This is a genomic window from Marinomonas piezotolerans, from assembly GCF_003362755.1.
Taxonomy (GTDB): domain Bacteria; phylum Pseudomonadota; class Gammaproteobacteria; order Pseudomonadales; family Marinomonadaceae; genus Marinomonas; species Marinomonas piezotolerans.
Genome location: NZ_QKRA01000012.1, coordinates 36,367 through 52,458, shown reverse-complemented (window position 1 = coordinate 52,458; position 16,092 = coordinate 36,367). Strand labels below are relative to the sequence as shown.

Annotated in this window: 21 protein-coding genes; all 21 read left to right on the top strand. The window is 46.3% G+C overall.

The genetic code is table 11. The features are described 5' to 3' along the window. Positions 1 to 52: 52 nt before the first annotated feature. A complete protein-coding gene (gene rpoC, locus DN730_RS17215; protein ID WP_115469380.1) occupies positions 53 to 4,258 on the top strand; it encodes a DNA-directed RNA polymerase subunit beta' in 4,206 nt (1,401 codons plus the stop codon). A gap of 132 nt (positions 4,259 to 4,390) precedes the next feature. Further along, complete coding sequence (gene rpsL, locus DN730_RS17210) at positions 4,391 to 4,762, top strand: 30S ribosomal protein S12 (protein ID WP_013659444.1); 372 nt, start codon at positions 4,391 to 4,393, stop codon at positions 4,760 to 4,762. Between the two features lie 95 nt (positions 4,763 to 4,857). Beyond that, positions 4,858 to 5,331 (top strand): 30S ribosomal protein S7, encoded by a 474-nt coding sequence (gene rpsG, locus DN730_RS17205; protein ID WP_115469379.1) that lies wholly within the window; start codon positions 4,858 to 4,860, stop codon positions 5,329 to 5,331. A 15-nt stretch (positions 5,332 to 5,346) separates the two neighbouring features. Then, positions 5,347 to 7,440, top strand: a complete 2,094-nt coding sequence (gene fusA, locus DN730_RS17200) for an elongation factor G (protein ID WP_115469378.1) — start codon at positions 5,347 to 5,349, stop codon at positions 7,438 to 7,440. A 34-nt stretch (positions 7,441 to 7,474) separates the two neighbouring features. Then, the gene (gene tuf / locus DN730_RS17195) at positions 7,475 to 8,698 is read left to right on the top strand and encodes an elongation factor Tu (RefSeq protein ID WP_115469377.1); all 1,224 of its coding nucleotides are present in this window, start codon (positions 7,475 to 7,477) and stop codon (positions 8,696 to 8,698) included. Positions 8,699 to 8,887: 189 nt separating this feature from the next. After that, the gene (gene rpsJ / locus DN730_RS17190) at positions 8,888 to 9,199 is read left to right on the top strand and encodes a 30S ribosomal protein S10 (protein WP_067207662.1); all 312 of its coding nucleotides are present in this window, start codon (positions 8,888 to 8,890) and stop codon (positions 9,197 to 9,199) included. A gap of 127 nt (positions 9,200 to 9,326) precedes the next feature. After that, entirely contained in the window at positions 9,327 to 9,965 is a 639-nt protein-coding gene (gene rplC / locus DN730_RS17185; RefSeq protein ID WP_115469376.1) for a 50S ribosomal protein L3, read from the top strand. Between the two features lie 12 nt (positions 9,966 to 9,977). Further along, on the top strand, positions 9,978 to 10,583 hold the full coding sequence (gene rplD / locus DN730_RS17180; protein ID WP_115469375.1) for a 50S ribosomal protein L4: 606 nt from the start codon (positions 9,978 to 9,980) through the stop codon (positions 10,581 to 10,583). Continuing rightward, positions 10,580 to 10,876, top strand: coding sequence for a 50S ribosomal protein L23 (gene rplW, locus DN730_RS17175; protein WP_115469374.1), 297 nt, complete (start codon positions 10,580 to 10,582; stop codon positions 10,874 to 10,876). Before rplD ends, rplW begins: the two co-directional genes overlap by 4 nt. Positions 10,877 to 10,890: 14 nt before the next feature. After that, positions 10,891 to 11,715, top strand: a complete 825-nt coding sequence (gene rplB, locus DN730_RS17170) for a 50S ribosomal protein L2 (RefSeq protein WP_115469373.1) — start codon at positions 10,891 to 10,893, stop codon at positions 11,713 to 11,715. Between the two features lie 15 nt (positions 11,716 to 11,730). Then, a complete protein-coding gene (gene rpsS, locus DN730_RS17165) occupies positions 11,731 to 12,006 on the top strand; it encodes a 30S ribosomal protein S19 (protein ID WP_115469372.1) in 276 nt (91 codons plus the stop codon). Positions 12,007 to 12,021: 15 nt separating this feature from the next. After that, positions 12,022 to 12,354 carry a 50S ribosomal protein L22 gene (gene rplV, locus DN730_RS17160; RefSeq protein WP_115469371.1) on the top strand — a complete coding sequence of 111 codons (333 nt, stop codon included), beginning with the start codon at positions 12,022 to 12,024 and terminating at the stop codon, positions 12,352 to 12,354. Between the two features lie 14 nt (positions 12,355 to 12,368). After that, positions 12,369 to 13,049 (top strand): 30S ribosomal protein S3, encoded by a 681-nt coding sequence (gene rpsC, locus DN730_RS17155; RefSeq protein WP_115469370.1) that lies wholly within the window; start codon positions 12,369 to 12,371, stop codon positions 13,047 to 13,049. A 10-nt stretch (positions 13,050 to 13,059) separates the two neighbouring features. Continuing rightward, complete coding sequence (rplP, locus tag DN730_RS17150) at positions 13,060 to 13,473, top strand: 50S ribosomal protein L16 (RefSeq protein WP_013797835.1); 414 nt, start codon at positions 13,060 to 13,062, stop codon at positions 13,471 to 13,473. Beyond that, positions 13,474 to 13,665, top strand: a complete 192-nt coding sequence (gene rpmC / locus DN730_RS17145; protein ID WP_055462810.1) for a 50S ribosomal protein L29 — start codon at positions 13,474 to 13,476, stop codon at positions 13,663 to 13,665. A gap of 1 nt (position 13,666) precedes the next feature. Further along, on the top strand, positions 13,667 to 13,933 hold the full coding sequence (rpsQ, locus tag DN730_RS17140) for a 30S ribosomal protein S17 (protein ID WP_055462811.1): 267 nt from the start codon (positions 13,667 to 13,669) through the stop codon (positions 13,931 to 13,933). A 51-nt stretch (positions 13,934 to 13,984) separates the two neighbouring features. Beyond that, positions 13,985 to 14,353: a 50S ribosomal protein L14 gene (rplN, locus tag DN730_RS17135; RefSeq protein ID WP_113875592.1), complete on the top strand. Its 369-nt coding sequence runs from the start codon at positions 13,985 to 13,987 to the stop codon at positions 14,351 to 14,353. Positions 14,354 to 14,370: 17 nt separating this feature from the next. Further along, on the top strand, positions 14,371 to 14,688 hold the full coding sequence (gene rplX / locus DN730_RS17130) for a 50S ribosomal protein L24 (protein WP_115469369.1): 318 nt from the start codon (positions 14,371 to 14,373) through the stop codon (positions 14,686 to 14,688). A 17-nt stretch (positions 14,689 to 14,705) separates the two neighbouring features. Continuing rightward, entirely contained in the window at positions 14,706 to 15,245 is a 540-nt protein-coding gene (rplE, locus tag DN730_RS17125; RefSeq protein ID WP_055462814.1) for a 50S ribosomal protein L5, read from the top strand. A gap of 12 nt (positions 15,246 to 15,257) precedes the next feature. Continuing rightward, positions 15,258 to 15,563: a 30S ribosomal protein S14 gene (rpsN, locus tag DN730_RS17120; RefSeq protein WP_115469368.1), complete on the top strand. Its 306-nt coding sequence runs from the start codon at positions 15,258 to 15,260 to the stop codon at positions 15,561 to 15,563. Between the two features lie 129 nt (positions 15,564 to 15,692). Further along, positions 15,693 to 16,085 carry a 30S ribosomal protein S8 gene (gene rpsH, locus DN730_RS17115; protein WP_115469367.1) on the top strand — a complete coding sequence of 131 codons (393 nt, stop codon included), beginning with the start codon at positions 15,693 to 15,695 and terminating at the stop codon, positions 16,083 to 16,085. Positions 16,086 to 16,092 lie beyond the last annotated feature (7 nt).

Genomic DNA, 16,092 nt, shown 5'->3' with positions numbered 1-16,092 from the left:
TGACCTGCTGGGGAAGTGAACTTCCCCAGCCTTACGAGTGGGGCGAATATACATGAAAGACTTATTAGGTCTTCTAAAAACACAGGGACAATCAGAAGAGTTTGATGCGATTCGCATTGGCTTAGCTTCTCCAGATATGATTCGTTCATGGTCTTTTGGTGAAGTTAAAAAGCCAGAAACCATCAACTACCGTACGTTCAAACCAGAACGTGACGGTCTGTTCTGTGCCAAAATTTTTGGTCCTATCAAGGACTACGAGTGCTTGTGTGGTAAGTACAAGCGTTTAAAACACCGTGGTGTTATTTGTGAGAAGTGTGGTGTAGAAGTTGCGCTGTCTAAAGTGCGTCGTGAACGCATGGGGCACATTGAGCTTGCTTCGCCTGTTGCTCACATTTGGTTCCTAAAATCTCTTCCATCTCGTATCGGTCTTATCATGGATATGACCCTACGTGATATTGAGCGTGTGCTTTACTTCGAATCTTTCATCGTCATTGATCCAGGCATGACAACGCTGGAAAAAGGTCAGTTGTTGAACGATGAACAATATTTTGAAGCATTAGAAGAGTTTGGTGATGAATTCGACGCTCGCATGGGTGCTGAAGCGATTCAAATGTTACTACGTGACATGGATTTGCCAGAAGAAATCAGCACAATGCGTGAAGAGTTGAATGCAACGAACTCCGAAACACGAATCAAAAAACTTTCTAAGCGTCTGAAGTTGATTGAAGCGTTCCATCATTCTGGTAACAACCCAGAGTGGATGGTGTTGGACGTTTTGCCAGTGTTGCCGCCAGACCTTCGCCCGCTAGTTCCACTAGAAGGTGGTCGTTTTGCGACATCTGATTTGAACGACCTATATCGTCGAGTGATCAACCGTAACAACCGTTTAAAACGCCTACTAGAGCTATCTGCTCCGGACATCATCGTACGTAACGAAAAGCGTATGCTGCAAGAGTCTGTGGATGCGTTACTAGATAACGGTCGTCGTGGTCGTGCGATCACGGGATCTAACAAGCGCCCGCTTAAATCTTTGGCTGATATGATCAAAGGTAAGCAAGGTCGTTTTCGTCAGAACCTTTTGGGTAAGCGTGTAGACTACTCCGGTCGTTCTGTAATCACAGTAGGTCCGTCTCTACGTTTGCACCAGTGTGGTCTTCCTAAGAAGATGGCTCTTGAATTGTTCAAGCCGTTCATCTTCTCTAAGTTAGAGCTTCGCGGCATGGCTACAACCATCAAAGCAGCGAAGAAAATGGTCGAGCGTGAAACACCGGAAGTTTGGGATATTCTTGATGAAGTTATCCGCGAACATCCAGTAATGCTTAACCGTGCCCCAACACTTCACCGTTTGGGTATTCAAGCGTTTGAGCCAATCCTGATCGAAGGTAAAGCGATCCAGTTGCACCCACTTGTGTGTGCGGCATACAACGCCGACTTTGATGGAGACCAAATGGCGGTACACGTACCGTTGACGATCGAAGCTCAGCTTGAAGCACGTGCGTTAATGATGTCTACCAACAACATCCTATCGCCAGCAAACGGTGAGCCGATTATCGTACCGTCTCAAGACGTTGTATTGGGCTTGTACTACATGACGCGTGAGAAGATCAACGCGAAAGGTGAAGGCATGGCCTTTGCTGATATCAAAGAAGTACATCGTGCTTATGGCGGCAAACAAGTAGATTTGCACGCGAAAATCAAGGTTCGAGTGGATCAAGTTGATACGACTCTAGAAGGCGAGAAAATTCCTTCTACTTTCATCGTTGATACTACTGTAGGTCGTGCCTTGTTGTTTGATATTGTGCCAGATGGCCTCCCATTCTCTGTCATCAACCAGCCGATGAAGAAAAAGGCAATCTCTAACCTTATCAACGAGTGTTACCGCAAAGTAGGCCTAAAAGAGACTTGTATCTTTGCCGACCAGTTGATGTATACAGGGTTTGCTTATGCAACGGCTTCTGGTTCTTCTGTTGGTGTTGATGATTTCGTTATTCCACCAGAGAAAACGGCGATCATTGCTCAGGCAGAAGAAGAAGTTAAAGAAATTGAATACCAGTTCGCCGACGGCCTTGTAACGCAAGGCGAGAAGTACAACAAGGTTATCGACTTATGGTCTCGTACTAACGAAACCGTCACAGAAGCCATGATGAAAAACTTGGCGAAAGAAACGGTAATCGATAAAGATGGCAACGAAGTAGAGCAGCAGTCATTTAACTCTGTTTACATGATGGCGGACTCCGGTGCCCGTGGTAGTGTTGCTCAGATGCGTCAGCTCGGTGGTATGCGTGGTTTGATGGCGAAACCAGATGGTTCCATCATCGAGACTCCAATCACTGCGAACTTCCGTGAAGGTCTATCAGTACTTCAGTACTTCACATCGACACACGGTGCGCGTAAAGGTCTTGCTGACACAGCGTTGAAAACAGCGAACTCTGGTTACCTGACACGTCGTCTAGTGGATGTCGCGCAAGATTTGGTTATCACAGAAGTTGACTGTGGAACAGATAAAGGTCTTGTTGTAAGTGCTCTGATTGAAGGTGGTGACGTTGTAGTGCCACTTGGTCAGCGGGTACTAGGTCGTGTTGTAGCGCAAGATGTTATGGACGCGAAAGGTGAGCTTGTTGTCGAGGCGGGTGTTTTGATTGATGAGCACAATGTGCGAGCAATCGAGGCAGCAGGTGTCGATGAAATGCTTGTTCGTTCCGTTATCTCATGTGAAACCAAGCACGGTGTTTGTGGTAAGTGTTACGGTCGTGATTTGGCTCGTGGTCACCTAACTAACATTGGTGAGGCCATCGGTGTAGTGGCTGCACAGTCTATCGGTGAGCCAGGTACACAGCTTACGATGCGTACTTTCCACATTGGTGGTGCGGCCTCTAGAGCGTCTGCTGTTGATAGTGTGCAGGTTAAGAGTGCTGGTACCGTTCGTTTCCATAAAATGAAGAGCATTGAGCGTGAAGGTGGTCAATTAGTGGTCGCGTCGCGATCCTCTGAATTGGCGATTGCTGATAATGCTGGTCGTGAAAAAGAGCGCTATAAATTACCGTATGGTGCGGTCTTAAGTATCCGCGAAGGTGACTCAGTTGAGGCTGGTCAAGTCGTAGCAAACTGGGATCCACATACACACCCAATCGTCTCTGAGATGGAAGGTATACTAGAGTTTTCTGGTATGGAAGAGGGTGTCACAATTCGTCGTCAATCCGATGAGTTGACAGGCCTGACAACGATTGAAGTGCTTGAAATGAGGGATCGCCCTTCTTCTGGAAAAGATTTACGTCCTACTATTTCTGTAGTAGATGAGAAGGGTGCTCCAGTAATGATCCCTGGTACTGAGATGCCAGTACAATACATGTTGCCTGAGAAGGCCTTGTTGAGTCTGGATCATGGTGCAACCATCAAGACTGGTGAAGTACTGGCTCGTATTCCGCAAGAATCTCAAGGTAACAAGGACATCACGGGTGGTCTACCGCGCGTTGCTGACTTGTTCGAAGCTCGACGCCCGAAAGATCCTGCTGTTATGGCGGAAGCGACAGGTGTGGTTAGCTTTGGTAAGGAAACGAAAGGTAAGATTCGCTTGGTTATCACACCTCAAGATGGTGGAGATCCAATCGAAACCTTGATTCCAAAGTGGCGTCAAATCAACATTTTTGATGGTGAGGAAGTCGCTAAGGGTGAGATCATTGCTGATGGACCATTAAACCCTCATGACATTTTACGTCTCAAGGGTGTGGTGGCATTAACAGACTACATCACTAATGAAATTCAAGAGGTTTACCGTCTACAGGGTGTAGGTATCAACGACAAACATATCGAAGTGATTGTTCGTCAGATGCTACGCAAAGTAGATATCACTGACTCAGGTGATACTAACCTGATTCAGGGTGACCAAGTTGAATACACTCAAATGCAAGAAGCGAACGAAGCTGCTGAAGCTGAAGGTCGTTTCCCTGCTAAATATGAGCGTGTTTTACTAGGTATTACTAAGGCTTCATTGGCCACTGAGTCATTTATCTCTGCGGCATCGTTCCAAGAGACGACTCGAGTGCTAACTGAAGGTGCGGTAACTGGTAAGAAAGACCATTTGCGTGGTCTGAAAGAAAACGTTGTGGTTGGTCGCCTTATCCCTGCGGGTACAGGTCTGGCATATCACAGTGAGCGCAAGCTGAAAAAAGAGCGTGCGCAACAAGCAACGACTGAAAGTCATGCAACAGTGAGTGCTTCGGATGTAGAAGAAGCATTAAGTGCGGCATTGAAAGACTAGAAGTCATTGTATATGCATGGGAGGTGAATTTTTGTTCGCCTCCCTATTGACTGTTTTATAGGCGCAAATTACACTTGCGCCTCCTTAATTTTGGCGATTTCCGCCATAAAGATTGGATGTGGAGCTTGTTAAATGGCAACCGTTAACCAGTTGGTTCGTAAACCACGTAAACGTAAAGTGGCAAAAAGTGACGTTCCTGCGTTACAAGCTTGTCCGCAACGCCGCGGCGTCTGCACACGTGTATACACTACTACGCCTAAGAAGCCGAACTCGGCTTTGCGTAAAGTATGTCGTGTTCGCTTGACGAACGGCTTTGAAGTAACTTCCTACATCGGTGGTGAAGGTCACAACCTACAAGAACACAGCGTAGTGCTGATTCGTGGCGGTCGTGTAAAAGACCTTCCAGGTGTTCGTTACCACACAGTTCGTGGTAGCTTGGATACTTCAGGCGTACAAAATCGTAAGCAAGGCCGTTCTAAATACGGTACTAAACGTCCTAAGTAAGCTTTCAAGCTACTTTAATCGTTTAGACATAATTTTTTAATACAGTAAGGCCGAGCGCAGAGATGTCTCGGACTCACCTGAAGAGGATATAATCCATGCCTAGAAGACGCGTAGTCGCTAAGCGTGAAGTACTTCCAGATCCTAAACACGGAAGCCAACTTCTTGCTAAGTTCATTAACCACGTAATGGTTAGTGGCAAAAAATCTGTAGCTGAAAGCATCGTCTACAATGCGCTAGAAACTGTAGCGCAACGCACAAAGACTGATGAGCCAATGGCTGTCTTTGAAAAAGCTCTAGAATCTATCCAGCCAATGGTTGAGGTTAAATCTCGCCGTGTAGGTGGTGCAACGTACCAAGTGCCTGTAGAAGTTCGCCCAGCTCGTCGCTCAGCGCTATCTATGCGTTGGTTGGTAGAAGCTGCTCGTAAGCGTGGTGAAAAGTCCATGGCATTACGTTTAGCTGGTGAAATTCTAGATGCATCTGAGAACAAAGGCTCAGCTGTTAAGAAACGTGAAGACGTTCATCGTATGGCTGACGCTAACAAAGCGTTCTCTCACTACCGTTTCTAATCCGGAGAAGCTTAAGTGGCACGTAAAACACCCATCAATCGTTATCGCAACATCGGTATTTGTGCGCACGTTGATGCGGGTAAAACGACAACTACTGAGCGTGTTCTATTCTACACCGGTCTTTCTCATAAGATCGGTGAAGTCCATGATGGTGCAGCCACCATGGACTGGATGGAGCAGGAGCAAGAGCGTGGCATTACGATCACTTCAGCGGCAACAACTTGCTTCTGGGGTGGTATGAATCAGCAGTTCGACCAACATCGTATTAATATCATTGATACTCCTGGGCACGTAGATTTTACTATTGAAGTAGAACGTTCACTACGAGTGCTAGACGCAGCGGTTGTTGTGTTATGTGGGTCGTCTGGTGTTCAGCCTCAAACAGAAACTGTCTGGCGTCAGGCTAACAAGTATGCAGTGCCTCGTATGGTATTTGTCAATAAGATGGATCGTACAGGTGCGGATTTTTTCAGTGTTGTAGAACAATTGGAAAATCGCTTGAATGCCAACGCAATTCCAATCCAAATCAACATCGGAGCAGAAGAAGACTTCGCTGGTGTTGTGGATTTGCTGCTTATGAAAGCCATTATGTGGAATGAGGCAGATCAGGGGATGACGTATACGCTAGAAGAAATTCCTGCGGATTTGTTGTCAACTGCGGAAGAGTGGCGTGAGAAGTTAGTTGAGGCTGCAGCTGAAGCCAACGAGGAATTGATGGATAAATACCTTGAAGAAGGTGAGTTATCCATTGAGGAAATCAAGCGAGGTCTGCGAGCTCGCACGCTTGCTAACGAAATAGTATTGGTCACCTGTGGTTCTGCATTTAAGAACAAAGGTGTTCAAGCTGTGCTTGATGCGGTGATTGAGTATCTGCCATCACCATTAGAAGTGAAAGCGATAGAAGGCACTTTAGAAGATGCTGAAACGCCTGTAACTCGAGAGGCAGACGATGATGCTCCGTTCTCGGCTTTAGCGTTCAAGATTGCAACCGACCCATTTGTGGGGACGTTGACCTTCGTACGTGTATACTCTGGGGTTTTGAATTCCGGAGACTCGGTGTTTAACTCTGTTAAACATAAGAAAGAGCGTGTTGGCCGTATGGTTCAAATGCATGCTAATAATCGAGAAGAGATCAAAGAAGTAAGAGCGGGTGATATCGCAGCTTTGATTGGTATGAAGGATGTCACGACAGGGGATACGCTGTGTGACGGCAAAGATGTTGTCGTGTTAGAGCGTATGGAGTTTCCTGAGCCCGTTATCTCTGTGGCAGTAGAGCCGAAGTCTCAAGCAGATCAAGATAAAATGGCAGTGGCTCTTGGTAAGCTTGCGCAGGAAGATCCATCTTTCCGCGTAGAAACTCACGAAGAGACAGGTCAAACTATTATCTCTGGTATGGGTGAATTGCACCTTGATATTCTTGTTGATCGAATGAAACGTGAATTCAAGGTTGAGGCAAACATTGGTAAGCCTCAAGTATCATACCGAGAGAAAATTCGCAAAGAAGTGGAAATTAACCACAAGTTTGTGCGGCAATCCGGTGGTCGTGGTCAATACGGTCATGTTGTGATGAAACTGATCCCAACTGAAAAGGAAGGGTTAGAGTTTGTCAATGAGATTGTCGGAGGTGCTATTCCGAAGGAATACATCCCAGCAGTTGAACGAGGCGTTTCAGAGCAAATGAAGAATGGCGTTATCGCTGGCTACCCATTACTTGGGTTAAAAGTGGTGTTGTTCGATGGTTCATTCCATGATGTTGACTCTAATGAAATGGCCTTTAAAATTGCAGCTTCTCAGGGCTTAAAGAAAGGAGCGGTTGATGCTGATCCTTGTGTTCTTGAGCCCATGATGAAAGTAGAAGTTGTAACCCCTGAAGAGTACATGGGTGACGTGATGGGAGACTTGAATCGTCGCCGCGGACTTGTTCAGGGTATGGAAGATTCCATGTCCGGAAAAGTTATTCGAGCGGAAGTGCCATTAGGCGAAATGTTTGGATACGCAACGGATGTGCGTAGTTTGTCGCAAGGGCGTGCAAGTTATGCGATGGAATTCCTAAAGTACGCTGAAGCGCCAGCTAGTGTGGCAGACGCGATCATCAAAAATGAAATTTAATCATCATACTTACTAATCATAAGGTGTATGTATCATGGCAAAAGCAAAGTTCGAACGTAGTAAACCACACGTTAACGTTGGTACAATCGGTCACGTTGACCACGGTAAAACTACCCTAACAGCAGCACTTACTCGTGTATGTGCTGAAGTATTTGGCGGTACAGCTGTAGCATTTGACGGTATCGATAATGCTCCAGAAGAGCGTGAGCGTGGTATCACAATCGCAACGTCTCACGTTGAGTACGATTCTCCAACTCGTCACTATGCACACGTAGACTGTCCTGGACACGCCGATTATGTTAAAAACATGATCACTGGTGCGGCTCAAATGGACGGCGCGATCCTTGTTTGTGGTGCGACTGACGGTCCAATGCCTCAAACTCGTGAGCACATCCTTCTTTCTCGTCAAGTAGGTGTACCATACATCGTAGTATTCCTAAACAAAGCAGACCTTCTTGCTGAAGACTGTGGCGGTGCGGATACTGAAGAATACGCAGAGATGCAAGAGCTTGTAGAAATGGAACTACGTGATCTTCTATCTGAGTACGACTTCCCAGGTGATGACACTCCAATCATCCCAGGTTCTGCTCTAATGGCTCTTAACGGTCAAGACGACAATGAAATGGGAACTACAGCTGTAACTAAACTAGTTGAAGCTCTAGATAACTACATCCCAGAGCCAGAGCGTGCAATCGACGGTGCATTCATCATGCCTATCGAGGACGTATTCTCTATCCAAGGTCGTGGTACGGTTGTTACAGGTCGTGTTGAGCGCGGTATCATCAAAGTTGGTGAAGAAGTTGAAATCGTTGGTATCAAAGATACTACGAAAACAACTTGTACTGGTGTTGAGATGTTCCGTAAGCTTCTAGACGAAGGCCGTGCAGGTGAGAACTGTGGTGTACTATTGCGTGGTACTAAGCGTGACGACGTTCAGCGTGGTCAAGTACTAGCGAAGCCTGGTTCTATCACTCCTCACACTGAGTTTGAAGCAGAAGTTTACGTTCTGTCTAAAGATGAAGGTGGTCGTCACACGCCATTCTTTAAAGGTTACCGCCCACAGTTCTACTTCCGTACAACTGACGTAACTGGTGCTTGTGAGCTTCCAGAAGGCGTAGAAATGGTAATGCCTGGCGACAACATCCAAATGACTGTTACTCTAATTCACCCAATCGCAATGGACGAAGGTCTTCGTTTCGCGATTCGTGAAGGTGGTCGTACAGTTGGTGCTGGTGTTGTAGCAAAAGTTCTTAAGTAATTTTGCTTTTACGCATTAAGAACTGTTAGTCAAAAAGGTCGCTCGTAGGGCGGCCTTTTTTGTATGTGCTGTTTTAATTGGTTACTTGACAACCAATTTGTAAGCGGCTAACATTCGCCGTCCTTAAATAAGGATGGTAGGTTAAGTTTTATACAATCGGCCTATCGAACATAGTATTTGGAGTTGGAAATGCAAAGCCAAAAAATCCGTATTCGCTTGAAAGCTTTCGATCATCGTTTGATTGATGCTTCAACGCAAGAGATTGTGGACACTGCTAAGCGCACAGGCGCTCAAGTACGTGGTCCAATTCCACTTCCTACTCGCAAAGAACGTTACACAGTATTGGTTTCTCCTCACGTAAACAAAGATGCGCGTGATCAATATGAAATCCGTACTCACAAACGTGTTCTAGACATCGTTGAACCAACTGAAAAAACAGTTGATGCCTTGATGAAACTAGATCTTGCGGCAGGCGTGGAAGTACAAATTTCTTTGGGTTAATGCTCAAAGTTTTAGGGGTGCGATAACCAACAGGTATCTGTTGGCCTAAGCACATTAGTGGAATGATCTGGAATGGTCAGCCGTAGCGGGTGATAGCCCCGTACACAACTGGCAATTGAGGTATAAAATGGCTATTCAATTAGTCGGACGTAAAGCCGGAATGACACGTATCTTCAATGAAGACGGTGTATCCGTGCCAGTAACCGTCATCGAGGTTGAACCGAACCGCGTAACACAGGTGAAAACTGCAGACACTGACGGCTATTCAGCTGTTCAAGTTACTGTTGGTACTCGCCGTGCAAGCCGAGTAACAAAAGCTGCAGCAGGTCACTTTGCAAAAGCTAGTGTTGAGGCAGGTCGTGGTTTGTGGGAGTTCCGCTTGTCTGGTGACGAAAAAGAAATCAATGTTGGCGATGAGCTAACAGTTGCGGATTTCGAAGCTCTAACTAAGGTTGATGTTACTGGTCAATCAAAAGGTAAAGGCTTCCAAGGTGGCGTTAAACGTCACAACTTCAGCACACAAGATGCTACTCACGGTAACTCATTGTCTCACCGTGCTCCTGGTTCCATCGGTCAATGTCAAACACCTGGCCGTGTTTGGAAAGGCAAAAAGATGGCTGGTCACATGGGCGCAGCTCAAGTAACGACTCAATCGCTTGAAGTTGTTCGTGTTGATGCTGAGCGTAACCTTATCCTTGTAAAAGGTGCGGTTCCTGGCGCTGTTAATGGTGACGTAATCGTTCAACCAGCAGTTAAAGCTCGCTAAGAGGGGTAGACAATGAACTTGAATCTAACAGGTGCTGAGGGAACTGTAGAAGTTTCTGATGTAACCTTCGCGCGTGAATACAACGAAGCGCTAGTTCACCAGGTTGTTACTTCTTACCTGGCTGGTGCTCGTCAAGGTACTCGTGCTCAGAAAACTCGCTCTGAAGTGGCTGGTGGTGGTCGCAAACCTTGGAAACAAAAAGGTTCTGGTCGAGCTCGTGCCGGTACGATCCGTAGTCCGCTATGGCGTTCTGGTGGCGTTACGTTCGCTGCGAAAACACAAGATCACTCTCAGAAAGTAAACAAGAAGATGTATCGTGCAGCAATGCGCACCATCTGGTCCGAGCTAGCTCGTCAAGACCGTCTTGTTGTAGTTGAAGAGCTTTCTATCGAAGCTCCAAAAACTAAGCTTTTCAAAGCTAAAATGGCTGAATTGAATGTTGATAACGCGCTTGTAGTTGCGCACGAGCTGGACGATAACTTGTTCCTAGCTGCGCGTAACATTCCAAACGTTGACGTTCTTGATGCAGCGTCTGTTGACCCTGTTAGCTTGATTGCTTACGACAAAGTGTTGGTGACAGTTGGTGCTCTGAAACAAGTTGAGGAGGCACTAGCATGATCGGCGAACGCATATATAAAGTGTTGTTAGGTCCACATATCTCTGAGAAAGCGACTATCGTTGCCGAAGGCAATGGTCAGTACGTTTTCCGCGTAACGAATGACGCAACTAAACCAGAGATTAAACAAGCAATCGAAGCGTTGTTTGAAGTCAAAGTAGAGTCTGTTCGTACGTTGAACCAAAAAGGTAAAACAAAGCGTACAGTTCGTGGTCTAGGCAAGCGTAGTGACGTTAAAAAAGCGTACGTACGTTTGGCAGAAGGCCAAGAAATTGATTTCTTGGGCGCTGAATAAGGGGAGATAGGTCAATGGCTGTTGTAAAAAGTAAGCCAACGTCTGCAGGCCGTCGTCACGTTGTTAAAGTTGTTAACAATGATTTGCATAAAGGCGCGCCATACGCTCCTTTGCTAGACAAAAAGAGCAAATCAGGTGGTCGTAACAACAACGGACGCATCACTACGCGTCACGTAGGTGGTGGTCATAAGCAGCATTACCGTATCGTAGATTTCCGTCGTAACAAAGATGGTATCCCTGCGGTAGTTGAGCGTTTGGAATATGATCCAAACCGTTCTGCGAATATTGCATTAGTTAAGTATGCTGATGGTGAACGTCGTTACATTATCGCTTCCAAAGGTATGGAAGCTGGTTCTGTTGTTTCCAACGGTGCAGGTGCTCCAATCAAAGCTGGTAATAGCTTGCCTTTGCAAAATATTCCAGTTGGTAGTGTGGTTCACTGTATCGAGCTTAAGCCAGGTAAAGGTGCGCAAATCGCACGTTCTGCTGGTGCTTCTGCTCAGCTTGTTGCCCGTGAAGGTCGTTACGTAACTCTTCGCCTACGTTCAGGTGAAATGCGTAAGGTTCTAACTGAATGTCGCGCAACGTTAGGTGAAGTATCCAACTCTGAACACATTCTACGTGTTTTGGGTAAAGCTGGTGCTAAGCGCTGGCGTGGTGTTCGTCCTACGGTTCGTGGTGCAGCTATGAACCCGGTAGATCACCCTCACGGTGGTGGTGAAGGTCGTAGCTCTGGTGGTCGTCACCCAGTTACACCTTGGGGTGTCCCTACTAAGGGTTACAAAACACGCAAGAACAAGCGTACTGATAAACTTATTGTACGTCGTCGTACTAAGTAATAAGAGGAAACGACTGTGCCACGTTCACTAAAAAAAGGTCCTTTTATCGACCTTCATTTGTTGAAAAAGGTAGAGGCTGCGGCAGAAAAGAATGACCGTCGTCCAATTAAAACTTGGTCGCGCCGTTCTACAATCTTCCCTGAATTCGTAGGGTTGACAATCGCAGTCCATAATGGTCGCCAACATGTCCCAGTTCTAGTATCTGAAGACATGGTCGGTCATAAATTGGGTGAGTTCGCTCCGACCCGTACGTATAAGGGTCATGCTGCGGACAAAAAGGCCAAACGGTAATTAAGGGGTATTAACATGAGTGAAGTAAGCGCTTCATTGAAGGGTGCTCGCCTCTCAGCGCAGAAGGCCCGTTTGGTAGCAGATCAAATCCGCGGCAAATCTGTAAGCGAAGCACTGAACATTTTGGCGTTCAGTCCTAAAAAGGCGGCAGCAATTGTCAAGAAAGTACTGGAGTCTGCTGTAGCAAACGCTGAGCATAACGAAGGTGCTGATATCGATGACTTGCGTGTGTCTACGGTATTCGTTGATGAGGCAATGACTCTGAAACGTATTAAAGCTCGAGCTAAAGGCCGTGCTGACCGTATTCTTAAACGCGGTTGCCATATTACAGTTAAAGTCGCTGACTAATTAGGAGAAACCCAATGGGTCAGAAGGTTCATCCAACTGGAATTCGCCTAGGGATAGTTAAAGATCATACTTCTACTTGGTATGCGAACAACCAAAACTACTCTAAGCAATTATTAAACGATCTTCAGGTTCGTAAGTACCTAGAAGAAAAATTAGTACAGGCTTCTGTTTCTCGCATTGAGATTCAGCGTCCTGCACAAACTGCACGAATTACTATTCACACAGCTCGTCCGGGCATTGTGATTGGTAAGAAGGGCGAAGATGTTGAGAAACTACGTAATGCAGTTTCTGGGATGATGGGCGTACCTGTTCACATCAACATCGAGGAAATTCGTAAGCCAGAACTAGATGCTAAATTGGTAGCGCAAAACATTGCGGGCCAACTAGAGCGTCGCGTGATGTTCCGTCGCGCTATGAAGCGTGCAGTGCAAAATGCAATGCGTGCTGGTGCGAAAGGTATCAAGGTTCAGGTAAGTGGTCGTCTGGGCGGTGCAGAGATTGCACGTGCAGAGTGGTACCGCGAAGGTCGTGTGCCTCTACACACTCTACGCGCTGACATTGACTACGCTACTTATGAAGCAAGCACGACTTACGGCATTATTGGCGTTAAGACGTGGATCTTCAAAGGCGAAATCTTGGGCGGTATTGAACAAGTGCGTGCTGAGAAAGGCGCACAAAAGAAGAAGTCTAAGTAGGGGGTAAGTCATGTTACAGCCGAAACGTACTAAGTTCCGTAAGATGCAAAAAGGCCGTAACCGCGGTCTAGCTCTTCGCGGTAACCAAGTTAGCTTTGGTGAATTCGGATTGAAATCGACCGAACGTGGTCGTATTACTGCTCGTCAAATTGAAGCGGCGCGTCGTGCAATGACTCGTCACATCAAACGTGGTGGTAAAATCTGGATTCGTGTATTCCCTGATAAGCCGATTACCCAGAAGCCTCTAGAGGTTCGTCAGGGTAAAGGTAAGGGTAGCGTAGAATACTGGGTTGCTCAGATTCAACCTGGCAAGATGCTTTATGAAGTTGAGGGCGTTTCCGAACAGCTAGCACGCGAAGCTTTCGCGTTGGCAGCTGCTAAGCTTCCTCTATCCACAACTTTCGTAACGCGTACGGTGATGTAGATGAAAGCAAAAGAATTGCAAGAAAAGTCTGTAGCTGAGCTACAGCAGACCTTGATCGAACTGCTACGTGAGCAATTTACTCTGCGCATGCAGAAGGCCACTGGTCAGTTGGCTCAAACTCATTTGCTCTCGCAAGTTCGCCGCAATATCGCACGTGTTAAAACCGTGCTAAACGATAAGGCAGGTAACTAAGATGGCAAGTGTTGAAACTCAAGCTCGTACAGCTACTGGTAAAGTAGTTAGCGATAAGATGGATAAGTCCATCGTGGTACTAGTTGAGCGTACGGAACGTCACCCTTTATACGGTAAATTCGTTCGTCGTTCATCTAAACTGCACGCTCATGATGAAAACAACGAGTGCCAAGTAGGCGATACAGTTAAGGTTGTGGAAACACGTCCTTATTCCAAGACTAAAACTTGGAAACTGGTTCAGGTTGTTGAGAAAGCAGCTGCTGTATAAGCAGCTTCTTCCTTCATGAGACTTGTTATCTAATTTGATTGGAGAGCAGTAATGATTCAAACAGAATCGATGCTTGATGTAGCAGATAACAGCGGCGCAAAGCGCGTTCAGTGTATTAAAGTACTGGGTGGCTCTCATCGTCGTTATGCTGCTATCGGTGACATTATCAAGGTCACAGTTAAAGAAGCGATCCCTCGTGGTCGTGTTAAGAAAGGCCAAGTTCTAAATGCTGTTGTCGTTAGAACGAAGAAAGGTGTGCGTCGTCCAGATGGCTCCGTGATCCGCTTTGATGTAAACTCTGCGGTTCTACTGAATGCTTCAGGGCAACCAATTGGTACTCGTATCTTTGGCCCTGTGACACGTGAGTTGCGTACAGAGCAATTCATGAAAATTGTTTCTCTTGCACCAGAAGTGCTGTAAGAGGGAGGGGACCAAAAATGCGCAAAATCAAACGTGACGACGAAGTCGTAGTAATTGCTGGTAAAGATAAAGGCAAACGCGGCAAAGTTGTTAAAGTAGTAGACGAGAATCGCGTCGTTGTTTCAGGTATCAATATGATCAAGAAACACGAGAAGCCAAACCCTATGAAGGGCACGACTGGCGGTATCGTTGAAAAAGAAGCACCTATCCAGGTTTCTAACGTAGCCATTTTTAACAATGCTACAGGTAAAGCGGATCGCGTCGGCTTTAAAGTGAATGAAGACGGCACAAAAGTGCGTGTTTTCAAGTCTAACAGTGAAGCGATCGACGCCTAAGAGCGAGAATTATAGCCATGGCGAGACTTAAGCAAGTATATAAAGATCAAGTAGTCGCAAAGCTGACTGAACAGTTTGACTACAAAAACGTAATGGAAGTGCCTAAAATCACTAAAATCACGTTGAACATGGGTGTTGGTGAAGCTATCGCAGACAAGAAACTTCTTGAAAATGCGGTAAATGATCTTACAGCACTGAGCGGCCAGAAAGTGGTAGTAACGAAAGCTCGCAAATCAGTTGCAGGCTTTAAAATCCGTGACGGTTATCCGATCGGTTGTAAAGTTACTCTACGCGGCGACCGTATGTGGGATTTCTTCGACCGTTTGGTTGACGTTGCTATCCCTCGTATCCGTGACTTCCGTGGTTTAAACCCGAAGTCATTCGATGGTCGTGGTAACTACAGTATGGGTGTTAAAGAGCAGATCATCTTCCCAGAGATCGATTACGATAAAGTAGACCGTGTACGCGGTATGGATATTACCATTACTACTACTGCTCGTACCGACGAAGAAGGTCGTGCTTTGCTAGCCGCCTTTAGTTTCCCTTTCAAGAAATAAGAGGTAGGAATCATGGCTAAAATCTCAATGATTCAACGCGAAGCTAAGCGCGCAAAATTAGTAGCTAAGTATGCTGAGAAGCGTGCTGCTCTAAAAGCGATCATTAACGACGTTAATGCATCGGACGATGAAAAGTGGGAAGCAACGCTTAAATTACAAGCGCTTCCACGCGATTCATCTTCTTCTCGCCAACGTAACCGTTGTCAGGTTACTGGTCGTCCTCATGGCGTATACCGCCGCTTCGGCTTGTCTCGTATCAAGCTACGTGAAGCAGCGATGCGTGGTGATGTACCAGGCTTGAAGAAAGCTAGTTGGTAAGCAAGTAGAGCGCGATCATAATACATTGCAGTGAGCGGGTGTCCAAAAGCTGGACATTCCGTTCGCTGCTGTGTACTATGCGCGAGCTCTATTTGCTGCACAATGGTTTTTTCTATTAGGAGCTCTTAAATGAGTATGCAAGATACTATTGCGGATATGATCACTCGTATTCGTAACGGACAGATGGCTGCAAAGACATCTGTTTCAATGCCTTCATCAAAAATGAAGGTGTCTGTTGCTAACGTTCTTTGCGAAGAAGGTTACGTAACTGGCGTGAGTGTTGAAGAAGGTGTCAAACCAACTCTTACGATTGAGTTGAAATACTTCGACGGTAAGCCAGTTATCGAAGAAATTAAACGCGCTTCACGCCCAAGCTTACGCTCTTATAAAGCAACAGCTGAGCTACCAAAAGTAGAGGCCGGCCTAGGGGTCGCAATTATCTCTACTTCTAAAGGTGTGATGACTGACCGCGCTGCTCGCGCTGCCGGCATCGGTGGCGAAGTAATCTGCACAGTATTCTAGGAGTTAG

What these genes read in the sequence shown, in the direction of transcription:
- rpsN (WP_115469368.1), top strand. Translation starts at nt 15,258, where the DNA reads ATGGCTAAAATCTCAATGATTCAACGCGAAGCTAAGCGCGCAAAATTA.
- rpsQ (WP_055462811.1), top strand. Translation starts at nt 13,667, where the DNA reads ATGGCAAGTGTTGAAACTCAAGCTCGTACAGCTACTGGTAAAGTAGTT.
- tuf (WP_115469377.1), top strand. Translation starts at nt 7,475, where the DNA reads ATGGCAAAAGCAAAGTTCGAACGTAGTAAACCACACGTTAACGTTGGT.
- rplN (WP_113875592.1), top strand. Translation starts at nt 13,985, where the DNA reads ATGATTCAAACAGAATCGATGCTTGATGTAGCAGATAACAGCGGCGCA.
- rpoC (WP_115469380.1), top strand. Translation starts at nt 53, where the DNA reads ATGAAAGACTTATTAGGTCTTCTAAAAACACAGGGACAATCAGAAGAG.
- rplV (WP_115469371.1), top strand. Translation starts at nt 12,022, where the DNA reads ATGAGTGAAGTAAGCGCTTCATTGAAGGGTGCTCGCCTCTCAGCGCAG.
- rplP (WP_013797835.1), top strand. Translation starts at nt 13,060, where the DNA reads ATGTTACAGCCGAAACGTACTAAGTTCCGTAAGATGCAAAAAGGCCGT.
- rpsJ (WP_067207662.1), top strand. Translation starts at nt 8,888, where the DNA reads ATGCAAAGCCAAAAAATCCGTATTCGCTTGAAAGCTTTCGATCATCGT.
- rpsC (WP_115469370.1), top strand. Translation starts at nt 12,369, where the DNA reads ATGGGTCAGAAGGTTCATCCAACTGGAATTCGCCTAGGGATAGTTAAA.
- rplX (WP_115469369.1), top strand. Translation starts at nt 14,371, where the DNA reads ATGCGCAAAATCAAACGTGACGACGAAGTCGTAGTAATTGCTGGTAAA.
- rplD (WP_115469375.1), top strand. Translation starts at nt 9,978, where the DNA reads ATGAACTTGAATCTAACAGGTGCTGAGGGAACTGTAGAAGTTTCTGAT.
- rpmC (WP_055462810.1), top strand. Translation starts at nt 13,474, where the DNA reads ATGAAAGCAAAAGAATTGCAAGAAAAGTCTGTAGCTGAGCTACAGCAG.
- rpsL (WP_013659444.1), top strand. Translation starts at nt 4,391, where the DNA reads ATGGCAACCGTTAACCAGTTGGTTCGTAAACCACGTAAACGTAAAGTG.
- rpsH (WP_115469367.1), top strand. Translation starts at nt 15,693, where the DNA reads ATGAGTATGCAAGATACTATTGCGGATATGATCACTCGTATTCGTAAC.
- rplW (WP_115469374.1), top strand. Translation starts at nt 10,580, where the DNA reads ATGATCGGCGAACGCATATATAAAGTGTTGTTAGGTCCACATATCTCT.
- rpsG (WP_115469379.1), top strand. Translation starts at nt 4,858, where the DNA reads ATGCCTAGAAGACGCGTAGTCGCTAAGCGTGAAGTACTTCCAGATCCT.
- rplB (WP_115469373.1), top strand. Translation starts at nt 10,891, where the DNA reads ATGGCTGTTGTAAAAAGTAAGCCAACGTCTGCAGGCCGTCGTCACGTT.
- rplC (WP_115469376.1), top strand. Translation starts at nt 9,327, where the DNA reads ATGGCTATTCAATTAGTCGGACGTAAAGCCGGAATGACACGTATCTTC.
- rplE (WP_055462814.1), top strand. Translation starts at nt 14,706, where the DNA reads ATGGCGAGACTTAAGCAAGTATATAAAGATCAAGTAGTCGCAAAGCTG.